The organism is Streptomyces canus, from assembly GCF_001514145.1.
Lineage (GTDB): Bacteria > Actinomycetota > Actinomycetes > Streptomycetales > Streptomycetaceae > Streptomyces > Streptomyces canus.
Genome location: NZ_KQ948663.1, coordinates 440,979 through 465,604, shown reverse-complemented (window position 1 = coordinate 465,604; position 24,626 = coordinate 440,979). Strand labels below are relative to the sequence as shown.

Here is a 24,626-nt window from a genome sequence, read left to right as displayed (position 1 = left end):
TCTCACTACCCGCCCTGAGGCAGATCGGTGCGCGGAGCGGCACCGAGATGCACACCGACCCGCTTGACCAGGAGCGTCATCTCGTACGCGACGAGGCCCACGTCCGAGTCGGCGTCCGAGAGGACGGCGAGGCAGCTGCCGTCGCCGGCGGCCGTCACGAACAGGAAGGCGTCGTCCAGTTCCACGACCGTCTGCCGGACGTTGCCCGCTTCGAAGTGCCGGCCCACGCCCTTGGCGAGGCTGTGGAACCCGGACGCCACGGCGGCGAGGTGCTCGCTGTCCTCGCGGGTCAGATCCTTGGACACGCCGGTCGGGAGGCCGTCGCTGGAGAGCACCAGGGCCTTGCGGATGCTCGCGACGCGGTCCACCAGGTCGTCGAGGAGCCAGTTCAGCTCGCCGGACTTGTCGGTCGCCTTCGGTGCGGTCATGGACCGTCCCCCTTAGTCGTTCGTTGTGGTGCTGTGCCGCCTGGCGTGTCGTCGCCCACGGCGTTCTCCTCACGGCCACGCTGCCAGCCGCGCTGGAGCGAGGCCATTCGGCTGCGGACCTCGTCGGCGTCCCGTTCGGCGGGCTCCGCCTGGTTCTGGGGGCGCCGCACCGGTGCCTGCTTGAGCTGGGGGGCGAGATTGGCCTGCCGTACCCGGCGGGGAAGCGGGGCGGTACCGGAGCCGGCGTCCTGGGACCCGCGTGCGGAGCCGAGGGGCGGCCTGCCCGAGTCGGATGCTCCGGAGGCACCGCGGGCGGACTCGCCCCAGCCGGGACGTACGACGCCGTCCGGGGCGGAGCCGGCCGGGCCACCCCTGCCGAGGGCGCCCGGAGCAGAGGCGACGGGGCCGAGACCGGGCGCGCCCGGTCTGCCGGTGGCATCGGTGGCGGAGTCGCCCGAGTCCGGGCCCGTGCCGCTGGACGCGATTTCGGCACGCCGGGTGCGTCGGGGCAGGACCGGAGCTCCGGACGGCCCGCCGGTTTCACGGCTCGGGAACGCCGAGGAGGTCGGTGCTTCCGTCAGCTCGTCGATGCGGTCGGCCACGCCGGTGCCCCGGCGCAGGGCCGCGGCGCGGCGGCGGCTCGGCAGCGTGGGAGGTTCGGAGCGCGCGGGCCCCTGTCCCGCCGACGGGGTCGTCTGCGGCCTGGACGCGCCCGGGCCGATCGCCGGTGGCTCGTCCGTCTCCTCGCGTCCCGTCCGCCCGTCGGTGACCGGGCGCCCGTGGGAGGTGACCAGCTTGGGAGTCCGGCGGCGGGACAGTGACACCGGGGCGTCCGGGCCGCCGTCGCCGATGTCCGTTCCGTCGGTTCCCGGGGCTTCGTCGTCGACGTGGGCCAGGGAGCGGCGCGGGCGGAACAGTCCGCCACGCTCGCTGTCCTCGGAGTCGAGCACACCCGGGAAGTCGTTCAGGGCGTCCAGGTCGACAGGAGCTTCCAGTTCGACCGGGCCGTCCAGGATCGCGGGCGTCCTGGCCGCCAGCTGGGCCGGTCCCCGGGTGAGCGAGACGCGCTGGGCCTCCTCCAGTTCGGCCTCCTTCGACGGCCGGGGGCGGTCGAGACGGAAGCCGATGCCGTTGGTGTCCGGGACGTCGTCGGTCAACAGCGCGTCGGGAATGAAGACGACGGCCGTCGTGCCGCCGTACGGCGAAGGCTGCAGCGAGACCCTGACGTTCTGCCGCTGGGCGAGCCGGCTGACCACGAACAGGCCCAGCCGGTCGGTGTCGGAGAGCTCGAACTCCGGTGTCTCGGCGAGCCGGAGGTTGGCGTCCAGCAGCGCGTCGGCGGCCATGCCGAGTCCGCGGTCGTGGATCTCCAGGGTGAAGCCGTTGGCGACGCGCTCGCCCAGGACCTGGACGGCGGTGTGGGGCGGGGAGAACACCGTGGCGTTCTCCAGGAGTTCGGCCACGAGATGCGTGAGGTCCGCGACGGCCGGGCCGGTCACGGCCACCCTGGGCAGCCTGCGGACCTCGATGCGCTCGTAGTCCTCGACCTCGGCGACGGCGGCGCGGACGACGTCCATGAGCTGGACGGGTTTGCGCCACTGCCGGGAGGGGGCCGCGCCGGAGAGGATCACCAGGCCTTCGGCGTGCCGGCGCATACGGGTGGTCAGGTGGTCGAGGCGGAAGAGGTCGGCGAGCTCGTCGGTGTCCTCGGTGCGGCGCTCCATGGTGTCGAGCAGCGTGAGCTGCTTGTGCAGGAGAACCTGGCTGCGGCGGGCGAGGTTGACGAAGACCTCGGAGACCCCGGCGCGCAACTCCGCCTGCTTGACGGCGGCTTCGACGGCTGCGCGCTGGAGGGTGTTGAGGGCCTGGCCGACCTCACCCATCTCGTTCTTGTCGTACTCCAGGCGCGGGACCTCGGTCTCCACGTCCACCTGTTCGCCCACGGAGAGCCGGCGCATCACACTGGGCAGCCGTACGCCGGAAGCCTCGTGGGCCTCCAGGCGCAGTTGCCTCAGGTCACGGATGAGGCCGCGGCCGACACGTACGGACAGCACCAGCGAGAAGAGCAGGGCGATCAGACCGAGGACGCCGACGACGGCCGCCTTGATGATCACGCCCATCGCGTCCGGCCGGACACGGTCCTGGAGGCGATCGCCCGCCTGGTCGTCGAGCTTGGCGAGTTCGTCGAGCACACTGCCCGCGGCGGCGTCCCAGCTCTTGGCGCTGACGTTGCCGTCGGTTCCGGGTTCAGCACCGGCGACGGACTGCTCGGCGGAGCGCAGCGGGGCGGTGCCGGCGTTCTTCCAGAAGCGCTCGTACCGCTCGCGTTCCGACGTCGGCAGCACTCCGAGGTTGACGTCGTACAGCAGGGTCCGCTGGGCGACGAGATCGGAGACGTCGCGGATCTCGTCGTGAGTGAGCTTGCCCACCACCAGGGCGGAGCCGAGCAGGGCGTCCTCGCGGGAGAGCAGTTCGCGGGCCCGGGTGATGTTGACCAGAGCCCGTGCCTGCTTGTCCAACTCGACACTGTCGACGCCGTCGAGGGTGGCGAGCAGGTCGTAGGCGGGGTCGACGAGGCGGTTGTACTGGTAGAAGGCCTGGAGGCGGGTGACCGTGCCCTCCTCGACGCTGCGGCGCAGTGAGTCGATGCCGTCGAACGCGTCCAGGACGGCGGTGAGGCGTTCGTCGTCGTCCTGGTCCAGTCCGTCGCGGGCATCGGGATCGCGCGCGTTCTGCCGGAACTTGGCGATGGCGTCGTCGGAGGCGTTCCTTGTGCTGCGCAGCGCGGACAGGGCGTCCGACGCGCGCGGATCAGCCAGATAGACAAGCGTCTGGCGGCGTTCCTGCTGGAGCACGCGCACGGTGTCCTCGATGGGATAACCGAGCTTCTCCGTGACGGTGGATACCTGGAAGAGCTGGGCGACCTCACGTCCCGTCAGTACCGTGGCGAAGCCCCACACCGCGATCAGGGACACCAGCGGCACGAGAAGCAGCGCCACGATCTTCCGGCGGATCGACTTCCCGCGAAAGCGCATGGCCTCCCCCAGCTCGACCCCCGCCGGCCGGGGGTACACATGTACGTCAACAAACGGCGCGAGCCTACTACCGACGCACACGTAACTCGAAGTTGCATCCGGAACCCGAACTTCCGCTCCACTGTCGCGACATGGGGAGTTGTCCTCCCATTGCGGGAGATTGCCTCCTGCGATCAGGTGGTACGCGTCCGACCGGAACCGATCGGCCAGGGCCGGTGGTTGGCTGGATTTTTTCGTTTCTTTGACGTGGTGCGGGAATCTTGAAGTGGTCTTGTTCGTCCTTCTCTTCGGGAAATGGCGGTGGATTCGGCCACAGGAGCCGCATCTGCAACTGGGCGGCGTAAACCAGCGCAAGCCGGGCAGCCACCTTGAAGCCCGGTTTACGGACACCGGGACGAGGGGTCTGCCGGCGGTGGGGAGTGACACGGTGATGGGCACGGCGGAACGGCAGGAGGCGCCGGGAAGCGGCGTGGAGACAGCGGGTACGACGGCGCCTCGGCGCCGGGATGCGCGGCTTCACGACATACCGGCGGGGTCGGACATGCCGAGCGGGCGCGGCGCCGCCCGGGAGGAGACGTACCAGCCATTGTGGGTCGAGGAACCCGCGCGCAGGCGTCGGCTGCCGGATCCGGTGCGCAACTCCGCGGTGCGGGCGGTGCTCATCATCGCCGTGACCCTGCTTCAGGCGATGGTGGCCTTCCTGTGCACCCTGGCCGGTTCCTGGCTGGCGTTCCCGATGGTGGTCAGCAGTGTGGCCAGCACCGTGGTGGCCACCTGGGGCGCCCTGGACGTCTGGGTGACCCGCCAGGTCTGGAACCAGCGCCACGGAGTGGTGTCGACCCCGAGCAGCACGGCGCGCGCACTGCGACGTGAGCGGCGCAGGGCCCGGCGGCAGGCGCGGCTTGCCGAGCGGACTCAGGAGCGGATACGGCGACAAGGCGGCGGCACAGGGCAGTTGTCGCACCCCTGAGCGGCTGAGGCTCCTTACGGAGTCACCGGCGCCGGACGCTTGAACATCCGGGTCGCCGTGATCTCGCTGCGCACCGCCTCGCCCGCCTGAGGCTGCTGGGGCAGGCCCGGGCGGAGATGTTCCTCCACGCTGATGTACTTCAGGCCGGCCCTGAGGTCGGCATCGTTGCGCAGGCGGATGACCAGCGGGAACTCAGCGAGCGCCGTCGTGTCGAACAGGCCTGTGGTGTACAGGAGTTGGACACCCAGCGCGTCCGACACCGCCCGCTGGAGCTCCAGCAGATATGTCGCGTTGGCGCGGCCGATCGGGTTGTCCAGGAACAGCGTGCCGGCGTGCCGGTGCTTGTCCCGGCCCCGGTCGTTGGAGCGCAGGGCCGCCATCGTGCAGTACAGCGCGATGGCCGCGGTGAGGAGCTGGCCGCCGGAGAACACATCGCCCATCTGCCCGACGGGCACGCGCTCGGCGCGCAGCACGGCGTCCGGCTTGAGGATCTCCACGGCCACGCCCTTGGGCTGCAGCGCCGCCGCGACTCCCCGCAGCAGCAGGGACATTCCGTCCCGCCGCAGATCGGAGTTCTTCTTCACGGCGGCCCGGGTCGCCTCGTCGATGACCTCGCCGAGCCGCTCGGTCAGGGTCGCCTGGTCGGGCTCCTCGAAGCGGATCCGCAGGAACTCCTGCCCGGACCACTCGCCGAGCCCCTCGGGCAGCCGGGACAACCGCTGGGCCGACCTGAGCGTGGCCAGGGCGGACTCCACGAGCCCCCGCAGCCGGTCCACGATCGAGTCCCGGTTCCGCTCCAGCTGGGCCAACTCGTCGGTCAATACCCGAAGTCGGGGCGCGAAGGCGTCCGCCCACTTCTGCGCGTGCTCGGGCAGCGCGGAAGCGGGCAGCTCGCGGATCTGCTGCCGCGCGGGGGTACGCACCTGCTCGTAGCGCGTGGAGTTGGCGTGCCGGACGAGTACGTCGCTTGCCTCGCGCACGGCGGCCTCGGCGGTGGAGAGGTCGGCGGCGCAGCCACGCAGCGACCGGCGGGCCTCGGCGGCGGCCTGACGAGCCTCCTCGGGGCTGCCCGGATACGGCTCCGGATCCTCCTGCTCGTCCTCCATGGGGTGCTCGCGCAGCAGGTCGCGGAGCATCGCGGCGATCTCGTCGAAGCCGCCCGCCGCGTCCTCGGCGGCTCGGTGGGAGCCGAGCAGATCCGCGTGTGCCTCCCGGGCCTGCGCCAACGCCTCGGTGCGGGAGGCGAGTTCGGCGGTGGCCGTACGCAGCAGCGCCTGTGCGTGCTCGGCGTCGCGTGGCTCCAGCTCCGGCGACAGCTCGGTGTGCGCCTCGCCGTCCTCGGGGGCGTGCCGCTCGGCCTCGCCGCGCAACCGCCCCAGCTGCTCGCTCGCGGTCGACACACGGGTCTCCAGGAGCTGCACCAGCTCCTCCGCACGGGCAGCGGCGGCCTGCCGAGAGGGCCCGTCGGACCCGTCGGGCGACTGGAGCAACTGCGCCGCGCGCGTGCGGACCTTGTTGCTCAGCCGGTCCAGTTCGGCCAGGGCCGCGCTGTCGTCGCTCTCCGCCCGAGCCTGTTCGGCCCGCAGGTCGGCACCGACACCCACCTTCTCGTACAGCTGGGAGGCAGCCCGATAGGCCTCGCGGAGCGCGGGCAGGGACGCCTTGGAGGCGTCCGGGTCACTGTCCGGTACGTCGTCGGGGGCGCCCGCGATCTCGGCGCGCTCGGCGCGCAGCGTGCGGGCGGTGCGACGGGCGTCGTCGGCGGCCCGCTGGGCACCGCGCCGGTCCTCGTCGGCGGCGCGGGCGCGCTCCAGACAGGTCTGGGCGCGGGCCTCCGACTCGGTGGCCTCGTCGGCCAGTTCGCGCAGCTTGACCTGCCAGCCGGCCCGTTCACGCAGTCGGTAGGCCAGCCCGGCGAGGGCGTCGGCGGCGCGCCGGGCCTTCTGTGCGGCCTCCTGCCGCTCGTCGCGCGTCTGCGCGGCCTCGGCGGCGGCTTCGTCGGCCTCGGCCCGCACGGTGCGTGCCTCGGCCAGTTCGGCCTCCGACTCCTCGGCGAACGCGCGTGTGTCACGGGCGGCTTGCGCCAGCTCGACGAGGCGGCCGGCCGGACAGCCGGTACGCCAGGAGGCGAGCCGGGCGGACAGTTCACGGTCCTTGGCGAGGCGGGCCGCGAGCGACCGGATCTCCTCGTCCCGCTCGCCTGCCCGGCCGCGCAGCGCCTGGCGCTCCTCGTCGGCGGCATGCTCGTCGTGCATGGCCGGGTTCGGCGGTACGAGGAAGACGTCCCCCGTGTCCGACTCGGGGGCCGGAGTGGGTGCGAGGAGGGCAGCCGCCGTACCCACGGCGACGGCGGACCGGGGAAGCAGTGCCGCGTCGTTCAGGACCTCGCGGGCTCGGGCGTGCGTGTCGGGGTCGGTGATGATCACGCCGTCGACCAGTTCCGGCCTTGCGGCCAGCACGCGCGCGTGGTCGGCGGGGTCGACGGCCTGGGCGAGATAGCGCCAGCCGGGCAGGGCGGGGATGCCGTTCTCACCGAGGAACTCGACCGTGGCCAGCACGTCCGGTCCCGGCGGCAGCAGCCCGCCGTCACCGAGCGCGCCGAGGATCCGTGCATCGTCGGCGGCGGCCGTACGCAGCTCGAAGAGCTGGCGTTCGGCGGAGGAGACGGAGTCGTCGAGCAGTTCCCGCAGTTCGTCGGCGAATCGGTCGAGGTCCTCGGGGTTCAGACCGTCGTCGGCGAAAGCACCCGGGGAGCCGGCGTGCGGGTCGGTGCCCTGTCCGGCACCGGCACCCTCGCGCCCGGCCGGGCCGTTGGCCTTCGTGCCCTCGGCGGTCGTCCGCGGGCCGGGCACTCCCCCGAAGGCCCCGGTCAGGCTCAGGATCTCCGCCAGCCGCTCCTCGCGGGCCAGCCCCTCGGCTAGCCGCCGCTCGGCCTCGTAGGACCGCGCGGCCGCGGTGGCCGCGTCCTCCGCGCGGGCGGCCGTGAGTTCCGCGCGGGATTCGGCCGAGGCTGCCTCGCGCGCGTGCTCGGCGGCGCGGTGCGAGGCCTCGCGGGCGGTGTCCCAGGCGGCGACCGCGGTCTTCTCGGCGTCGCTCGCGGCGAGGGCCGCGCGGGCGGGGTCGGCGTCGGGTGCGCTGTCGTCGAGCCAGCCCGCGCGGACCGCCTCGGCGGTCTCCTGCTCGACCTCGCTCAGCCGCTGGCGCAGATGCCCGATCTCGCTGCGGGCGCGCTGTGCCTCGGTCGCGGCCGAGGTGGAGTCCCGGTAGGCGGACTCGCCGACCTCCTGGAGGGCTGCGGACCGCTCCTCCTCCTCGTTGGCGAGGGCCTCGGCGCTCTCGGCGGCCGCGTGCAGAGCCCGGACGAGATCGACGGCGGCCTTGGCCCGGGCGGCGAGCGCGGGGGCCGCGTCCCGCTCGGCCTCCTGGATGGCGGCGGCCACGCGCGCGATGCGGTCGGCTGCGGCACGGTGGCGCAGGACGGCCTCGGCGGCCTGCCAGGCGGAGTGCAGCGTGCGCGCTTCGGCGAGTTCGCGCTTCTGGGCGGCGGCCGACTTCTCGGCGGCGGCGAGCGCGAGGGAGGCGTGCCGGTAGGCGAGTTCGGCGGCGATCAGCGCACTGCGCTCCCGGCCCGCCTCGGCGTGGGTGACGGCGTACGCGGCAGCGGTGACCCGCTGGGCGAGGTCGGCGGCCCGCACCCGCTCCTGGACGCCTCGCGCGGACAGCCGTCGGGCCAGAGTCCGGGTGCGGCGTTCGGCGCCCGCGTGGATGTCGCGCGCGCGTGAGCGCGCCTCGGCGGCCTCTACGATCCGGCCCAGCAGGTCTACGGACCCTGCGGTGAAGTCCCGTTCGGCGATCAGTTCGGCGCGTCGCCCCAGCTTGTTGCCGAATCCGCCGACCAGGTCGGCGAGCCCGTCGGTGTCTCGGGTGTCGGTCACGGCACGCAGCAGCAGGTCGGTGAAGTCGGAGTCCTTCTTCACCGCGAAGAGGCCGGCGGCCTCGCCCTCGTCGGCGTTCATCTCCCGCTGGTAGCGGAAGAGCTCGGGGTCCAGGCCGAGGTCGCCCAAGTGCTCGATCCACCGGTCGTGGATCTCCTCCCAGTGCACCTCCAGATGCGGATACGCCTTGCCCGCCTCGGTGATGGCGTCCCGGAAGCCCTTCATGGTCCGGCGACGGCCCTGTGCGGCCGACTGGCCCTCGGCGGGCGGCCGCACGGCGGTGGACTCGGCGACGGGCAGGTTGTCGAGGCTGAGCCCCGGTCCGGGCCGGAACGAGTACCAGGCCTCGGCGAACTTCCGCGGGTCGTTGGAGACCTGGCGCCCCCGCCATTCGCTCACCTTGCCGACGACGACGCACTCGCCGGTGAGGGTGTGCTGCCACTCCAGGGCCACATGCCCGCAGTCGTCCGCCAGCAGGAACTTCCGCAGCACACCGGAGCTGGCACCGCCGAGCGTGTTCCGGTGGCCCGGCAGCATCACCGAGAAGATCAGTTTGAGCAGCACCGACTTGCCGCCGCCGTTCTCCAGGAAGAGCACTCCGGCCGGGGCGGGCCGACGGGGCGGGCCGACGGGCTCCTCCTCGAAGAACTCCGCCTGGGTGGGCGCGGGGTCGGGCACTTCCGCGCCGACGCCGCGCAGGTCAAGCACGGTGTCGGCGTAGCGCGCACCGGCAGGACCGATGGAGTAGAGGCGGACCCGGGACAGCTCGTACATGGCGGACTCTCGTAAGTCTTCGGCAGGTCAGGGAAGTTCAGGAGTGGAACGGCAGCCCGGCATCGGCCGCCAGCTCCAGGTCGTCGCGGTCCTCGGGCGGCAGCAGCGTCGGCGTGCCGTCGGTGACCGGGACGACCCCCAGTTCGAGGAGCTCGGCCATGGCGGCACTTCCGGCCATGTCCCGCACCTGGAGCTGGTAACGAGCCGTGGTCCGGTAGGTACCGCCGTTGTCGTCCCCGGTGCGCTGCAGGAACCCGGAGTCGGTGAGGAAGGCGGCCGCCTTGCCCACGATGCCGGTCGTGGACCCGGCGAGCCGGCGCGCGTCCTTGGTCGCGCCGGCCGCGCTGCGTCTGGCCCAGATCCGCCAGGCCGCCTCGAGGCCCGGCGCGTCCGTGGCCGGGTCGGTGTTCTCGCCGACCTCCTCGGCCCGCTCCTCCAGGCGTCGGCAGGCCTGGCGTACGAAGGCGTCGACGCCGTTGACCGAGACGCGCCCGATGTATCCGTCGTCGGCGAGGTCCTCGGGCCGGGGGAACGCCATGGCGGCCACGGCGAGATGGGCGAGGCCGTGCAGGAACCGGTCCCCGCCGTCGGCGGACGTACGACGCGCGTAGTCCCCCATGCGGACGGCGAACACGGAGTCCTCGGCGGCGGTCACGGCCATGCCCGCGCGCGGGGACACTTCCAGGACGACCAGACCGAGTCCGGCGGCGACTGCGTCGGCGAGCCGCGCGAACGGGGGGTCCTCCCGGTAGCGCCGCAGCAGCTCGGCGTACTCCTGGTCCCGCGCGGGCTGCAGTTTGGGCTGCAGTCCGAAGGCGACGAGCCGAGCGGCGTCGGCGGCGTCGGCGGGGGTGACGGCGGCGGGCGCCGACGGGGTCGGGGCCTCCGACTCGCTCCACTCGACATGCTCACTCACGGCTGGGGCTCCTTGTCACGCTCTTGCTCACTCATGCTGCTTCCGTCCGGTCCGCCGCCATCCCCACGGCGTCCAGCAGGGCTGTGCCGACGATGAGGTCGGCGCCACCGAAGTCCGGATCGTCCAGGTCCGTTCCGTCGTCCACCGCGAAGAGCAGCTTCTGCTCGCCCTGGCGGTAGGCGGTGCCGACGGCGGGGCTCGCCGCGTGGACCGCCAACAGGGCGACCAGGTAGGCCAGATCGAAGCCACCGGTCCTGCGGGCCTCCGCGAGCAGTCCCGAGAGTCGTCGCGGGGCGTCGGCCGGCAGGTCCAGCAGCTCCTTCGCGGACGCGAGTTGCTCCTCGCTGAACCGGCTGTCGTCCGGCGTGGCGATGAGGTCCGGCTCCGGCATCTCCGCGCCCAGGTGCTCCCGCTCCATGGGCGGCGTCAGCAGTATGTCGACGAGATCGCCCACCCGGACCGACACCGGCGTGCGCAGGCCGGTCCCGCGCGCGAAGAACGCGTCGGTGACGCGGGTGGCCTGCTCCAACGGCAGCGGCAGCACCGGAGCGACGAGGTGGCCGTACAGATCGATCCCCGACGTCGTCATCGGCGTGGCGAAGGCCTGCCGGTCCTGTTCGGCGCGGAACAGCGGCCCCGCTTCGAGGAGCCGGGACTGGAGCTGGGTGTGGCGCCGGATGCAGTCCTTGACGATGTCCACGAGCTCGGCGGCCCGCCGCTTCTGCTCGGCGTCCTCGGACTCGTCCCGCGCCTTGCGGATGTTGGTCAGGATCGCGTTCTCGTGGCGGTACCGGTCGGCGACGTGGTCGAGAGCCTCGGCGATCATGTCGGGCACGGAGTTGAGCCAGTCGACGGCCCGGACATTGCGGCGGGTGGCGTCCAGTGCCCTGCGCAGGGTCTCGGAGTACTGCACGGTCCGGTACCGGGCCTGCTCGGCGGCGAGTTGGGCGTCGGCGAGGCGGCCGCGGCTGATCAGCACCTCCAGCTTGACCTCGGCGGCGATCTGGGCGCTGGTGACGTCGGTGTCGAGGGCACCGACGAGGACGTTGACCGCTTCGTCCGTGGTCCGGAGATACACCGAGCCGCCGGGCCCCGGAACTTCCTCGATCAGCTTGAAGTCGTAGTCACGCCGGACGTAGGTCCCGTCCGGTGCGAAAGTGCCGTAGACGGCGCGAAAACCGCGGTCGACGCTGCCGACGTTGATCAGGTTCTCCAGGACCCAGCGGGCCACGCGCTCGTGCTCGGCGACGGGCCGCTGCGGGGCCTGGGCGGCGATGCGCGGGATGAGGCGAGCGACTATCTGGTCGTGGTCGGCGCCGGTGTCGAAGTCCATGTTCAGGGTGACCAGGTCGATGGCGGAGAGGGCCACCTCCGCCATGCCGTAAACCGAGTACTCACCCGCGAGGTTGGCCTTGCGGGTGTCGAGGTCGTGCAGCGGCGCGGTGCAGGCGAGCGCGCGCAGCCGCCGCGCCAGTCCCTCGTCGGCGGCCGGGCCCGGTGCGGGGCGCGGCCCCGCGCTGAACTGGGGCGGAACGCTGTCCGTCGTCGCAGGCGAAGTCACGGTGCACAGACTAGGTCCTCGGTCTGACAACTCCCCAAACCGTGCGGATCGCCTCCGGCGGTTGGACGGGGGACCACCGGTTGTGTCGCGTCGGCAGGCCGGTGGGGGCTTGTCGCGCAGTTCCCCGCGCCCCTAGGGGGCGCTCACCCTGCGCAGGTATACATCGACCACTCGTTCCAGCGAGTCGCGCAGATACACCGCCAACAGCTTTTCGGCCTCACCCTTGTCGCCCGCCTGAAGCGCTCCGAGGATCTGCTGGTTGCGGGCCAGGTACGGCTCGTGGAGGGCCTTGGGGTCGTCCGCGACATGGAAGGCGAGCCGCAGTTCGGCGAAGACACTGCGCATCAGTTCGTCGGTGCGGTCGCTGCCCGCGAGGGCGACCAGTTCCCGGTGGAAGTGGATATTGGCCGTGCCCAGCGTTTTCCAGTCACCTTCGCGTACCGCCCGCTGCCCCTCCACGACAGCCTCGGCCAGCTCGTCCAGGGCGTACGGAGGCTCGCCCAGCCCGCGGACGACGGCGCACTCCACGAGGGCACGGGTCCGGTAGATGTCCTCCACGTCCTCGACGGCCAGGACCCGGACGAACACGCCTCGGTTCAACTCGTGGACGAGCAGGCGCTCATGCGTGAGCAGGCGGAACGCCTCGCGCAGTGTGTTGCGGGACACACCCAGCGCCCCTCCGATGCTGTCCTCCGACAGCCGCGTCCCCGGCGGGAAATACCCCTCGGCGATGCGACTTCTGAGGATGTCCGAGACCCGCTCGGCCGTGCTCGTGCGGCCCAGGAGGGCACGGTCGTCGGCCAGTCCGCTCAGCTGCTCTGCCATGCCCGGAATTCAACCGCAGACACGAGAACGAAACAACACGGGTATTGAAGGATCGTTGAACGATCCTCTACGGTGCTCTACACCGCACGGCTCAACTCCGCATCCTCCGTCCCCCTTCTGCGAGGTGCCCATGAGCACGACCCCGCCCCCACAGGCCCTGACCGATCACCCCACAGCGACCGAACGCCCCACCGAAGACGGGGCGTTGGGCTGGTTCCGCGCTCTCGGTCCGCGCGGCCGCCGCGCCTTCGCCGGCGCGTTCGGCGGCTACGCCCTCGACTCCTACGACTACTTCACGCTCCCGCTGAGCATGGTCGCGCTGGCCGCCTACTTCGGTCTGGACAGCGGCCAGACCGGTCTCTTCACCACCGTCACCCTGCTGGCCTCCGGCATCGGCGGAGCCCTCGCAGGGGTGCTGGCCGACCGGGCCGGCCGGGTCCGGGCGCTGATGATCACCGTGGTCACGTACGCGATCTTCACCGTGGCCTGCGGCTTCGCGCCCAACTTCGAGTCACTGCTGGTCTTCCGCGCCCTCCAGGGTCTCGGGTTCGGCGGCGAATGGGCGGTGGGCGCGATCCTGGTCGCCGAGTACGCGAGCGCCAAGCACCGGGGCCGCACCCTGGGCGCGATCCAGAGCTCCTGGGCCGTGGGCTGGGCACTGGCCGCGATCGTGTACACGCTCGTCTTCTCGGTCTTCGACGCCGACACGGCCTGGCGCGTGATGTTCTGGACCGGCGCGCTGCCCGCACTGCTGGTCGTCTGGATGCGGCGCCAGGTCCAGGACGCCCCCGAGGCGATCGCGGTGCGCGAGAAGAGCGCCGGGAAGGGCTCGTTCGCCGCGATCTTCAAGCCCGACCTGCTGCGTACGACGATCTTCGCGGGGCTGCTGTCCACCGGGGTCCAGGGCGGCTACTACACCCTGGCCACCTGGGTACCGACGTACCTCAAGAGCGACCGCGGACTGTCGGTCGTCGGCACGGGCGGCTATCTGACGTTCCTGATCTCCGGCGCCTTCCTCGGCTATCTGACCGGCGGCTACCTCACCGACCGCCTGGGCCGGCGGCGCAACATCTGGCTCTTCGCCCTGCTGTCGGCCGTCTGCATCGTGGCGTACGGCAACATCCCCAGCGGAGCCGACACCTGGCTCCTGGTCCTCGGGTTCCCCCTCGGGTTCTGCATGTCGGCGATCTTCAGCGGCTTCGGTTCCTATCTGAGCGAGCTGTACCCGACGGCGGTGCGCGGTTCGGGACAGGGCTTCACGTACAACGCGGGCCGCGCGGTCGGTGCGGTCTTCCCCACCACCGTCGGTTTCCTCGCCGACAGCTGGGGCGTGGGCGGGGCGCTGGTCTTCGGCGCCATCGGCTACGGCATCGCCGCTCTGGCCCTGCTCGGGCTGCCGGAGACCCGTGGGAAGGAACTCGCGTGAACCGTACGGAAGACCGTCCCCTGACCCTCGTGGACGAGCACGCGCACGCGTGGAGCCCGGCCCAGGCGCGTACCCGCTTCCGCGCGGGCCTGACGGGCCCCACCGCCGGAGTCGCGGCCGGCCACACCCAGGTCAACCTGATCTCGGTGCCCGCCGACTGGGCGTACGACATGCTGCTGTTCTGCCAGCGCAACCCCAAGCCCTGTCCGGTCCTCGACGTCACGGACGCCGGTGACTGGACCACCGTCCTCGCGGACGGCGCCGATCTGCGCACCGATCTCCCGCGCTACCGGGTGTGGGAGAACGGCGAGTTGGTGGACGAGCCGACGGACGTGCGCGCGTACTGGCGCGACGACCTCGTTTCGTTCCTGATCGGGTGCAGCTTCACCTTCGAGTGGGCACTTTCCGAGGCGGGCGTCCCGATCCGGCACATTGAGCAGGGACGGAACGTTCCCATGTATGTGACCAGTCGACAGTGCCGCCCCGCGGGGCGGCTGCACGGCCCCATGGTGGTGTCCATGCGTCCGGTGCCGCCGCAGCACCTGGCAGCCGCGCTGAGAGAGAGCAGTCTCCTCCCTGCGGTGCACGGAAGCCCTGTGCACTGCGGCGATCCCTCGGGGCTCGGCATCGACGACCTCGACCGCCCCGACTTCGGCGATCCGGTGGAGGCCGAACCGGACGACATCCCGGTGTTCTGGGCCTGCGGAGTGACCCCGCAGGCCGCGGTGATGGCCTCGCGCCCGCCGTTCGCCCTCACCCACGCACCCGGGCAGATGTTCCTCACGGACGCCCGCGACGAGCAGTACCGAGTGGCCTGAGTAGGAGACGCGAAGCTTCCATGACGACGATCGATCTCAACGCCGACCTCGGCGAGGGCTTCGGCCGCTGGCTGCTGACCGACGACGAGCAACTGCTGTCCGTCGTCACCAGCGCCAACGTGGCCTGCGGGTTCCACGCCGGGGACGCGGCCACCATGCGACGGGTGTGCGAGCTGGCGGCCGCGCGGGGGGTGCGGATCGGCGCGCAGGTCTCCTATCGGGACCTGGCGGGGTTCGGGCGGCGCGCGATGGACGTGCCGTCCGCCGAACTGACGGCCGAAGTGGCCTACCAGATCGGCGCCCTGGAGGTCTTCGCCCGGGCGGCGGGCACGCGTGTGTCGTACGTCAAGCCGCACGGCGCGCTCTACAACCGGGTCGTCCACGACGAGGAGCAGGCCGCCGCGGTCGTCGACGGCGTGCTCCTCGCGGACACCACGCTGGCCGTGCTCGGCCTGCCCGGCTCACGCCTCCTGGAGGCAGCCGGCAAGGCGGGCCTGGAGGGCGTCACGGAGGCCTTCGCGGACCGCGCGTACACCGAGGAGGGCACGCTGGTCCCGCGCGGCCAGGAGGGCGCGGTGGTCATCGATCCGGAGGCGGTCGTGGCACGCTCGCTCGGTCTGGCCCGGGACCGCGTGGTCACCACCCGCTCCGGCGCCCGCATCGAGGTCGAGGCCCGGTCCCTGTGCCTGCACGGGGACACGCCGGGCGCGGTGGAGCTGGCCCGGCGGGTCCGGGAGCGGCTGGAGACGTCGGGCGTCCGGGTGGAGGCCTTCGTATGAGGGCACTCCCGGTCGGAGACGCCGCCCTGCTCGTCGAGGTGTCCTCGGGCGACGAGGCCCGGGCGTTGCACGCGGAGCTCGTGCGGCGCCGCGCGGAGGGCTCGCTGTCCGTCCGTGAGATCGTTCCCGCGGCCCGCACGGTCCTCCTCGACGGCCTCACCGACCCGGCCCGCCTGGCCGCCGAACTCACCGCGTCCGAGATACCGTCCGCTCCCCCACGCGCGCGTGAGGTCGTCGAACTCCCCGTGCGCTACGACGGCCCCGACCTGGCCGACGTGGCCGCGCACTGGGGCGTCTCTCCCGAGGAGGTGGCCCGCATCCACGCCGGCACCGAATTCACCGTCGCCTTCTGCGGATTCGCCCCCGGCTTCGGCTACCTCACCGGCCTGCCCGCCCGCTACGACGTCCCACGCCGGGCCACCCCCCGTACGGCCGTCCCGGCGGGCTCGGTGGCGCTCGCGGGCCCGTACACCGGCGTCTACCCGCGCTCCTCGCCCGGCGGCTGGCAGCTCATCGGGACCACGGACGCCGTGCTGTGGGACCACGCGCGCGTGCCGGCCGCGCTGCTGTCGCCGGGTACGCGGGTGCGCTTCGTGGGTGCGGCATGACGGACCGCGCCCTCTCCGTCGTCCGGTCCGGGGCCCTGACCACGGTCCAGGACCGGGGCCGCCCGGGCCACGCCCACCTCGGCGTGCCCCGCTCGGGCGCCCTCGACGGCCCCGCCGCGGCGCTCGCGAACCGTCTGGTCGGCAATCGCCCCGAGGCAGCCGTCCTGGAGACCACCCTCAACGGTTGCGCGGTACGCCCCCGTTCGACGGTCACCGTGGCCGTGACGGGTGCCCCCTGCCACGTATCGGTGGACGGCCGCCCGGCAGCCTGGGGCGCACCCGTACGCGTGCCGGCCGGAGCACTGCTGACCGTCGGAACGGCCCTCTCAGGGCTGCGCAGCTACGTGGCCGTGTCCGGCGGAATCATCGTGGAGCCGGTCCTGGGCAGCCGCTCCACGGACCTCCTGTCGGGCCTGGGCCCGGCCCCTCTCACGAACGGCGCGGTGCTGCCCCTGGGCACCCCGAGCTCTCTCCACACGCGCGTGGACACGGCGCCGCAGCCGGCACCCCCCGCGGAACTGGTCCTGCGCGTCACACTGGGCCCCCGGGACGACTGGTTCACCCCGGAAGCGGTACGGGCCTTCACCTCCCGCACATTCCAGGTGTCCTCGGCGAGCAACCGGATCGGCCTGCGCACGGAGGGGCCCGTCCTGGAGCGGAGGCTCACCGGCGAACTCCCCAGCGAGGGCATGGTCCTGGGCGCTGTCCAGGTCCCACCCGACGGCAGACCGGTGGTCTTCCTGGCCGACCACCCGACCACCGGCGGCTACCCGGTGATCGGAGTGGTCCGCGAGACGGACCTCCCAGCGGTGGCTCAGGCGGTACCGGGGACTCCGGTGCGCTTCATAGAGGTACGCAGGCGCTAGATGTATTGACCCGCAGCGGCACGGGGAACTGCGCGGCCGCCCACGACGCGCCCGCACCCATCACACCGCTCGAGCCGCCTCCACCTGCTGCTCCCCCGACGCCACCGACAACGCGGCCAACGCCATGGAAACCGCGTGCGCGGCCCGCAGGTCGAGCCGCCCACTCGTTCCCCGCGCGCGGTGCCGCATCTCGTCCACGGCCAACGTCACCAACTGCGGCAGCAGATCCGTGCACCGGCGCGCCACCCACCCCGTCCCCGCCGTGGCCAGCCACCACAGACTCGCCGACTTGGCGGGCACGGGAAACTCCGGCTCGGCCGAGGGCGCCGCTCCGGACGCGACCGCCCGCTCCACCAGCACCTCATGGAACCGCACGGCCAGTTGCCGGTGCCCTCGTTCGCTGGGGTGCAACCGGTCCGCGCTCCACATCGCACGCTCGGTGGTCCAGGCTCCCTCAGCGGCGTGCAGGTGCAGGGCTCCGTACCGCTCGGACAGGGCGTGCACCACGGCGTTCACCGCCCGCTGCCGCCGAGCCAGCGGCCTCGCCAACGCCCCGGGCAGACCCAGCATCGTGCCCGGGTCCGGAAGACACGCCGTGAGCAGCACCGCCCCCTGGGCGCGAAAGGCCGCGTAGACCGTGTCGAGCCGGGCGGCCACGGCGTGGATGTCGAAGGTGCAGCGCAGCGTGTCGTTGACGCCGACGACCACGGACACGACGTCCGGCCGCAGCGCGAGCCCCGCGGGCAGTTGCCGTTCCAGCACGTCCCGGGTCTGCGCTCCGCTCACCGCGAGGTTGGTGAAGTCCACGTCCGCCGGGGAGAGCCCGTCGGCGAGCAAGGCGGCCCAGCCGCGCCACCCGTCCCCCAACGGGTCTCCCACGCCCTCGGTGAGCGAGTCACCAAGGGCGACGAAACGCAGGCCCCTCATGACGCGCCCCCGCTCATGCCACGCCTCCGGGTACGGAGCGCCGTAGGAAGACCTCCGCGTCGTGTGCGGCGAGGAACGCCCGCACCGCCGTGTCCCAGCCGAAGCACTCCGCACGCGCGCGTGCGATCCCGCGGCGCTCGGCCTCGGAACGTTCGAGCAGCATGTCCACGGCGTCCGCGAAGGCCTCCCCCCGGTCGGCGGCGACGGCCCCGGCCGATCCGATGACCTCCGGCAGGGCCGAGGAGGCGCTCACCACCACCGGCGTACCGCACGCCATGGCCTCCAGCGCGGCGAGCCCGAAGGTCTCGGCCGGCCCAGGGGCCAGGCACACGTCGGCGGACGCCTGGAGAGCGCCGAGCAGCCCGCGGTCAAAAACGTGCCCGAGGAAGGTGACCGGCAGCCCGCGCTCCCGGGCCCGCTGCTCCAGGCGCGGTCGCAGCGGCCCGTCCCCGGCCACCACGAGCACCGCCCGCCGACCGCGCCGTACGAGCTCCTCCACGGCGTCCAGCGCGGTGCCGGGCCGCTTCTCCACGGACAGCCGGGTGCAGGTCACCAGGAGCGTCTCGTCCTCGCGCGCGTAACGGCCCCGCATTCCCGCGTCGTGCAGCGCCGGATGCCGCTCGACCAGATCGACGCCCAGTGGGGCCCGTACGACGTTGCGCGCTCCGATCCGCACGAACTCCCGCTCGGCGAACTCCGTGGTGCACACCACGCGCGCGTACGTGTGCGCCGTACGGACGTTGAGGGCGTCGGCGGCACGCCGGGCCGCTCCCTCCGGCAGGCCCCAGGTGCGGAGCACACCGTCGGCGGTCTCGTGGGAGACCATCACGGCGGGAACGCGGGCGCGCCGGGCCCATTTGCCGGTCCACCTGAGGGTCGTACGGTCGCAGACCTCCAGGCGGTCGGGGGCGAGCTCCTCCAGGAGCCGGGCCACGCGCCGCTTGTCGGCGAGGACGCGGTAGCCGCCGGTGCCGGGCAGCAGCGGGCCGGGCAGGGTGATGATCCTTCCCTGCTCGGTCAGGCGGTCGCTCGCGCGGTCGCCCGGAACGATGAGCACGGACTCGTGTCCGGCCGCCTGGTAGCCCTTGCCGAGCTCGCGCAAGGCGGTGCGCAGGCCGCCCGAAGCGGGAGCGACGAAGTTGGCGAGGCGGACGATCCGCAGCGACTGTCCGCTCATGCCGCCACCGCCGTCTTCCGGCCGGTGAGCACGGCGGCGTAGTGGCCGATCAGCTGATCGCCGACGGCCGCCCAGGTGCGCCCCTCGACCATGGCCCGCGCGGCGGCTCCGAACGAGGCGCGCGTCTCGGGGTCGGCGGCCAGGGACCGCACCGCGTCCCGTACGGCGGCCGGGTCGCGCGGCGGGACGAGGAACCCGGTGCGCCCGTGGGCGACCAGGTCCAGCGGTCCGCCGGCGGCGGGCGCGACGACGGGCACACCGCTCGCCATGGCCTCCTGCACGGTCTGGCAGAAGGTCTCGAAGGGGCCGGTGTGCGCGAAGACGTCGAAGGAGGCGAAGATCCGGGCCAGTTCGTCGCCCATGCGGCGGCCCAGGAAGACGGCGCCGGGCAGTGCCTGCTCCAGGTTCGGCCGGCTCGGCCCGTCGCCGACCACGACGACCTTGACGCCCTCAAGACGGCACACGTCGGCCAGCAGCTCGATGTGCTTCTCGGGCGCCAGCCGCCCGACGTAGCCGACGATCATCTCGCCGTTCGGGGCGAGTTGCCGACGCAGCGCCTCGTCGCGCAGGTCGGGGCGGAAGCGGACGGTGTCCACGCCGCGCGGCCACAGCTTGACCCGGGGCACGCCGTGCGCCTCGAGGTCGTGCAGGGACGCGCTGGACGGGGCGAGGGTGAGGTCGGCGGCGGCGTGGACGGAGCGGATACGGCGCCAGGCGGCGGCTTCTCCCGCGTGCACGTAGGTGCGGGCGTATCCGGCGAGGTCGGTCTGGTAGACGGCCACGGCGGGAATGCCGAGCCGGGCGGCGGCGGCCATGCCGCGGACGCCGAGGACGAAGGGGCTGGCCAGGTGGACGACGTCGGCACGGTGCTCGACGATCGCCGCGGCCACGCGCCTGCTGGGGAGGGCGACGCGGACCTGGGGGTAGCCCGGGAGGGGGAGGGACGGGACACGGACGACGGGGCACGGCGCGAGGGCGTCCGCGCCGCGCACGGGGCCGGACGCGGTGGCCGGCGCGACGACGAGCGGAAGGTGACCGCGATCTACGAGGTGCCGGGCGGTCTGGAGCGCGCAGTGGGCCACGCCGTTCACATCGGGGGGAAAGGATTCGGTCACTATGACGACACGCATACGGGTGTTCTCGCCGCACTGGACGTGGCCGCGTCAACGTGGATCTTTGCCGGCGATGAACGTCCCGTGAGCGTTCCGCTGCACACCCGAGCAGGTCAGGCGGCGTCCATGCCGACCTGACCCGCGAGTCACCCCGAGTTCACCGGGCGGGTGCGACAGGGCCCGGAGGTGCACACCCGAGGGTCGTTTCACATGGCCGCGGTGTCCGGTCCGATACGGCTGCGGACGGCCGTCTGGACCTCGGCCTCCTCGGCCGGATCGGCGGCCAGTCGGCGCAGTCGCTCGACGACCCGGGCGTCTCCCGTCTCGGCGTGCCGGGCGGCGATCTCGCGGGTGGTCTCCTCGCAGTCCCAGAGGCATTCGACGGCGAAGCCGGTGGCGAACGAGGGGTCGGTGGCGGCGAGCGCGCGGGCGGCGCGGCCACGGAGATGGGAGGAGGCCGTCTCCCGGTAGATGTGGCGCAGCACGGGCGCGGCACAGGCGATGCCGAGGCGTCCGGTGCCGTCGACGAGGGTCCACAGGGTGGGGGCGTCGGGGCCCTCGCCCCGTACGGCCTCCCGGAGGGCCGCGAGCACCAGGTCCCGGTCCTGGGCGCCGCCCAGGCAGGCGAGCATGCGCCCGGCGGCGGCGCCCAGTGGATCGGGCCGTCGGGCCCAGCCACGCGCGCGGTCGACGGCAGCGATACTGCGCATGCGTTCGAACGAGTCGAGGGCGGCCTCCACGACGACCGGTGAGCCGGTGACGACGGCCAACTCGATCAGATCGAAGGCGACGGGATCATTGCTGTCGGCGAGATGGCGCAGAGCGGTGGCCCGGGCCCCGTCGGTGCCGTCCTTGGCCGCCGCGAGGATCTCGGGCCGGTCCTCGGGGCCCGCGACGGCGGACAGACAGCGGGCGGCGGGCACATGCAGCGCGGCGCCCCGCTCGACGCCCTGCTGGGCCCACTCGAAGACGGCCTGCACGCTCCACCCGGGGCGGGGCCCCGCGGGCCGCATCTGGCGTTGCCAGCGGTCGAAACAGCCGGCCTCCTGAGCGGCACGCACACGCGTGGAGACGGATTCGCGGGGATCGTCGGCCCACAGCCGCCACGGCCTCGGTTCGAAGGCGTCGCGGACGACCGCGGCCAGCTCGGCCTCGCCCTCGGGATCGGTGGCGAAGCGCGCGAGCACGGGCGCGGCGAGGGCACGCAGACCGGCGTCGTCGTCCCGCAGCGCCAGTTCGTCCAGTGCCCAGGCCCAGTTGGAGCCCGAGGCGGCGTACCTGCGCAGCAGTTCGAGCGCGTCGAGCCTGCCGTAGGAGGCGAGGTGGCCGAGGACGGCGAGGGCGAGGCCCGTGCGCGACTCCTCGGTGTCGAAGACGTCGTCCACCTCGAAGAGGTGCGTCTCGATCTCGTCCAGCTCGCCATTGAGGTCGAGGAAAAGACGGGCGTAATACAGCGAGCGGTTCTCCACCTGCCAGTCGTGGCGGGGATCGCGCAGCACGCAGTGGTTCAGGGCCGCGAGCGCCTCGGCGCGCGGGGCGGTGAGCGCGTGCAGGGTGCCGTCGCCGCGGCCCCGCTGGAGCAGGCCGAGCAGCGTGCCGCTGGGCGCTATGACCGGATCGAACATGGGAAACAGCCTCACATCAAGCGTCGACGCAACCGGGGACGTGCATTACCTGGCCGCGTGACAACACGTCGGGGCGCCCGCCGTTTCCTGCTTGCTGTAAGCCATCTTCCTCTGCCTCTCGTCGGTGGCCCATGCGGACCCGCATCACGGTCCGCGCGGTGCGGCATCACCTGCCCTGCCATCACGTCCGTGAACCACGACGTCATGATGACTCGGCACTTCCATCTGCCGCGACCGAAATTTCGGCGGCCCTGTACCGCCTCCCCCGTTATTAGTGTTTTCGCTGGTCAGAACATACGGATCAGTGTGCGCCAAACAGTTCGAGCAGTTCCGCCCTGCCGAACATCCGGGCCGTGTCCAGGGCCGAGGGGGTGCCCTCGGCCGGATCGGCGCCGCCCTCCAACAGGGCCTTGATGACGTCCGTGGAGCCCTTGAAGACAGCCCCGGCAAGAGGTGTCTGCCCGCGGTCGTTGACGCCGCCGGCCGCCGCCCCACGCTCGACGAGCGCACGCACCGCGTCCGCGTGACCGTGGTAGGCGGCGAGCATCACGAGTGAGTCCCCGCGGTCGTTGGTGAGGCCTGCGGGAACACCCGCGTCGACGTACGCCACAAGCGCTTCGGTCTGTCCCTGCCGGGCCAGATCGAAGATCTTGGTCGCCAGCTCCACGACCTCGGGGTCGGGGGCTTCAGTCATCGGCCGATCCGCCTCTCATACAACCGTTCAGGTGAATCGCAAGGGTACTGGCTCGCGCGGCACATGACCCGAAGTGCCGGACGTAAGGACACTACGACTCAGCCAACCAAGTGAAATCACGGAAAATTCAACCATTTGCACCTTTTGTCGTATGGATACATGCTGTGATCCTGGAAGTACTCATGGTGACTGTCCCCACGAACCAGGAGCACCAAATGATCCTCTCCATCTCGGGTGTCGTACTGCTCGGCATCGTCGTCTTCATCTTCTTCCGCAAGGACGGGCTGAAGGCCTCGCACGCGCTGATCTCGGCGCTGTTCGGCTTCTATCTGGCCAGCACCGCCATCGCCCCGAGCATCAAGGCCGGCGGCGAGAGCCTGGCGAGCCTCCTCGGCGGCATCAAGTTCTGACGCCGCCCCTCCCGTCCGTACGCACCTCCAGGAGACCGCAGTGGCCCGCCGCCCCCTCCCCCGCATCCTGAGCACAGGCAGCGCGCAGATCGCCCGGAGCCGGGAGCTGGCCCGGACGGCGGCCGACAGCGCCACCGACGTCCTCCACCCGCTGATCACGATGACACGCGGTCTGCGCCGGCTGGCCTCGGCCGGGCGGCGCAAGTGGGCCGAGGCACCCAAGGACAGGCGCGGGCCGCTGCTTTTCCTGGTGGCCTCGGTGGTCCTGGTCGTGGCGCTCGTTCCGTACGGTCCGCTGCTCGCCGTCATCAGCCTGATGGCGGCGGCGGCCTGGCAGGGCCGGGACCGCAAGCCGTCGGAGCCGGAAGGACCCGACGAGTCGCAGACACAGCGCCTCCAGTCGCTGTACGAAGCGCTCGTCCCGTACTTCTCGGCGGCAGAGGACCCGGCCCCGCTGTACGCGCACGGCGGCGAGTGGGAGAAGGCCTTCCCCGCGTACGACTTCGACGGCACCGGTCGCATCACCCACCTGCTGATCTGCTACCCGGCGTACTTCACCGACGGCGACGCCGAGGCCCGCGCCCGCGTCGAGCAGTTGCTGCACGCCAAGTCGGGCCGCGGCCGCGAGTACCACTTCACCTGGGACGAGGAGGGCAACCAGCTCACGGTGACCGTCCTCGCCCCGCTGCCCACCGACATCGCCGCCCAGCGTTTCGTCACCGCCCCGGGCGAGACGGTCCTCGGCTTCACCGACCCCACCCAGGTCCAGCGCACCCTGCCGCTCGGCTTCGGCGACGGACAGCGCGACGTCCCGCCGGTCGTCTGGCGCACCGGCATCCGCTCCACCGAGCCGCACCTGCTGGTCATGGGCCAGCCGGGCAGCGGCACCTCGACCCTGCTGCGCTCGATCGCGCTCCAGGCCCTTCAGTACGGCGATGTCGTCATCGTCGAGGGCGGCAGCACCGCCGAGTACGCGTGCCTGACCGGGCGGGACGGGGTCCTCGCGGTCGAGGGCGGACTGGCGGGAGCACAGGCGAGCCTGGAGTGGGCGGCGACCGAGACGGAGCGCCGTCTCATCGCGACCAACCGGGCCCGTCAGGCCGGCCGGCCCTCGCCGGACGACATCAAGCGCCCGCTGTGGATCCTCCTCGACCGCCCGAGCGCCTTCACCCATCTGGCCGCCGCGGACGGCCGCAAGGATCCGCAGTCCTTCCTCCAGGTCCCCCTTCGGCACGGCCGTGCGGCGAATGTCACGGTGGTGGTGGCCGATCAGTTCGACAGCGCGGAGGCGCTGAGCGATCCGGTACGGCAGCACACGCGCGCGCGTGTCGTGCTGGGCCCGGCGACACCGGACCAGCTGGAGGCGTTCCTGGGGGCGCCCCCGCACACGACCCCGGCCGCGCAGGTCCCGCCCGGCCGTGGGTACGCCCGCCTGGGGACGGGGCCGGTCCATCGTCTCCAGGTGCCGGCGACTCCGGACCCGTACGACGACGCGACGAGCGAGGCGGACCGGCAGGCGGTGCTGGCGCTGTTGCCGGCGCGGACGACTCCGGCCGACGCGGAGACGGCCCCCTCCGAGGCCAAGCCAGAAGCCGAGCCGGAAGCGGCCCCATCGGAGGCAGTGCCGGTCCTCTCGAAGGCGGAGCCGGAAGCGGTGCCCGCGGAAGCACCGTGACCCTCAGCGGTTCTCGGGCGGCTGCGGGTGCGTGGGGGCTGATCGCGCAGTTCCCCGCGCCCCTT

The 24,626-nt window shown here is 72.5% G+C and carries 19 protein-coding genes; 8 read left to right on the top strand and 11 right to left on the bottom strand.

What is annotated here, in order from left to right:
• Positions 1-5: 5 nt before the first annotated feature.
• Both AQJ46_RS26915 and AQJ46_RS26910 read right to left on the bottom strand, forming a co-directional pair.
• Complete coding sequence (locus AQJ46_RS26915; RefSeq protein WP_057614086.1) at positions 6-428, bottom strand: roadblock/LC7 domain-containing protein; 423 nt, start codon at positions 426-428, stop codon at positions 6-8.
• Positions 425-3,463: a sensor histidine kinase gene (locus AQJ46_RS26910; protein ID WP_059208057.1), complete on the bottom strand. Its 3,039-nt coding sequence runs from the start codon at positions 3,461-3,463 to the stop codon at positions 425-427. Before AQJ46_RS26910 ends, AQJ46_RS26915 begins: the two co-directional genes overlap by 4 nt.
• A 430-nt stretch (positions 3,464-3,893) precedes the next feature.
• Between AQJ46_RS26910 and AQJ46_RS26905 the strand changes: the two genes are divergently transcribed.
• Positions 3,894-4,433, top strand: coding sequence for a hypothetical protein (locus tag AQJ46_RS26905; RefSeq protein ID WP_059208056.1), 540 nt, complete (start codon positions 3,894-3,896; stop codon positions 4,431-4,433).
• A 14-nt stretch (positions 4,434-4,447) separates the two neighbouring features.
• On the opposite strand, the gene AQJ46_RS26900 is transcribed toward AQJ46_RS26905, so the two are convergent.
• The 4 genes from AQJ46_RS26900 to AQJ46_RS26885 all read right to left on the bottom strand — a co-directional run bounded on the left by AQJ46_RS26900 (position 4,448) and on the right by AQJ46_RS26885 (position 12,444).
• Entirely contained in the window at positions 4,448-9,142 is a 4,695-nt protein-coding gene (locus AQJ46_RS26900) for a hypothetical protein (protein WP_059208022.1), read from the bottom strand.
• 37 nt (positions 9,143-9,179) lie between these two features.
• Positions 9,180-10,058, bottom strand: coding sequence for a hypothetical protein (locus AQJ46_RS26895; protein ID WP_059208021.1), 879 nt, complete (start codon positions 10,056-10,058; stop codon positions 9,180-9,182).
• 31 nt (positions 10,059-10,089) lie between these two features.
• Entirely contained in the window at positions 10,090-11,619 is a 1,530-nt protein-coding gene (locus AQJ46_RS26890; protein ID WP_059208020.1) for a hypothetical protein, read from the bottom strand.
• A gap of 132 nt (positions 11,620-11,751) precedes the next feature.
• Positions 11,752-12,444 carry a GntR family transcriptional regulator gene (locus AQJ46_RS26885; protein WP_059208019.1) on the bottom strand — a complete coding sequence of 231 codons (693 nt, stop codon included), beginning with the start codon at positions 12,442-12,444 and terminating at the stop codon, positions 11,752-11,754.
• 130 nt (positions 12,445-12,574) lie between these two features.
• Between AQJ46_RS26885 and AQJ46_RS26880 the strand changes: the two genes are divergently transcribed.
• Genes AQJ46_RS26880 through AQJ46_RS26860 form a run of 5 tightly spaced genes read left to right on the top strand, consistent with a single transcriptional unit; the run spans position 12,575 to position 16,941 of the window.
• Positions 12,575-13,870 (top strand): MFS transporter, encoded by a 1,296-nt coding sequence (locus tag AQJ46_RS26880; protein WP_059208018.1) that lies wholly within the window; start codon positions 12,575-12,577, stop codon positions 13,868-13,870.
• A complete protein-coding gene (locus AQJ46_RS26875; RefSeq protein WP_059208017.1) occupies positions 13,867-14,688 on the top strand; it encodes a putative hydro-lyase in 822 nt (273 codons plus the stop codon). The genes AQJ46_RS26880 and AQJ46_RS26875 overlap by 4 nt, the downstream gene beginning before the upstream one ends.
• Before the next feature lie 20 nt (positions 14,689-14,708).
• Complete coding sequence (locus AQJ46_RS26870; RefSeq protein ID WP_059208016.1) at positions 14,709-15,467, top strand: LamB/YcsF family protein; 759 nt, start codon at positions 14,709-14,711, stop codon at positions 15,465-15,467.
• The gene (gene pxpB, locus AQJ46_RS26865) at positions 15,464-16,075 is read left to right on the top strand and encodes a 5-oxoprolinase subunit PxpB (protein WP_059208015.1); all 612 of its coding nucleotides are present in this window, start codon (positions 15,464-15,466) and stop codon (positions 16,073-16,075) included. Before AQJ46_RS26870 ends, pxpB begins: the two co-directional genes overlap by 4 nt.
• Positions 16,072-16,941, top strand: a complete 870-nt coding sequence (locus AQJ46_RS26860) for a 5-oxoprolinase subunit C family protein (RefSeq protein WP_059208014.1) — start codon at positions 16,072-16,074, stop codon at positions 16,939-16,941. Before pxpB ends, AQJ46_RS26860 begins: the two co-directional genes overlap by 4 nt.
• 60 nt (positions 16,942-17,001) lie before the next feature.
• Here AQJ46_RS26860 and AQJ46_RS26855 read toward each other — a convergent pair whose 3' ends face one another.
• The 5 genes from AQJ46_RS26855 to AQJ46_RS26835 all read right to left on the bottom strand — a co-directional run bounded on the left by AQJ46_RS26855 (position 17,002) and on the right by AQJ46_RS26835 (position 22,476).
• A complete protein-coding gene (locus AQJ46_RS26855; protein WP_059208013.1) occupies positions 17,002-17,868 on the bottom strand; it encodes an SGNH/GDSL hydrolase family protein in 867 nt (288 codons plus the stop codon).
• A 13-nt stretch (positions 17,869-17,881) separates the two neighbouring features.
• Positions 17,882-19,045 carry a glycosyltransferase gene (locus AQJ46_RS26850; protein WP_059208012.1) on the bottom strand — a complete coding sequence of 388 codons (1,164 nt, stop codon included), beginning with the start codon at positions 19,043-19,045 and terminating at the stop codon, positions 17,882-17,884.
• Positions 19,042-20,175: a glycosyltransferase family 4 protein gene (locus tag AQJ46_RS26845; protein WP_059208011.1), complete on the bottom strand. Its 1,134-nt coding sequence runs from the start codon at positions 20,173-20,175 to the stop codon at positions 19,042-19,044. Before AQJ46_RS26845 ends, AQJ46_RS26850 begins: the two co-directional genes overlap by 4 nt.
• 188 nt (positions 20,176-20,363) lie before the next feature.
• On the bottom strand, positions 20,364-21,782 hold the full coding sequence (locus tag AQJ46_RS26840) for a HEAT repeat domain-containing protein (protein WP_059208010.1): 1,419 nt from the start codon (positions 21,780-21,782) through the stop codon (positions 20,364-20,366).
• Between the two features lie 301 nt (positions 21,783-22,083).
• A complete protein-coding gene (locus AQJ46_RS26835) occupies positions 22,084-22,476 on the bottom strand; it encodes an ankyrin repeat domain-containing protein (RefSeq protein WP_057614100.1) in 393 nt (130 codons plus the stop codon).
• 215 nt (positions 22,477-22,691) lie between these two features.
• Between AQJ46_RS26835 and AQJ46_RS26830 the strand changes: the two genes are divergently transcribed.
• Complete coding sequence (locus AQJ46_RS26830; protein WP_007380617.1) at positions 22,692-22,886, top strand: hypothetical protein; 195 nt, start codon at positions 22,692-22,694, stop codon at positions 22,884-22,886.
• 40 nt (positions 22,887-22,926) lie between these two features.
• The gene (locus AQJ46_RS26825; RefSeq protein WP_059208009.1) at positions 22,927-24,561 is read left to right on the top strand and encodes an ATP-binding protein; all 1,635 of its coding nucleotides are present in this window, start codon (positions 22,927-22,929) and stop codon (positions 24,559-24,561) included.
• The last annotated feature ends 65 nt before the right edge of the window (positions 24,562-24,626 follow it).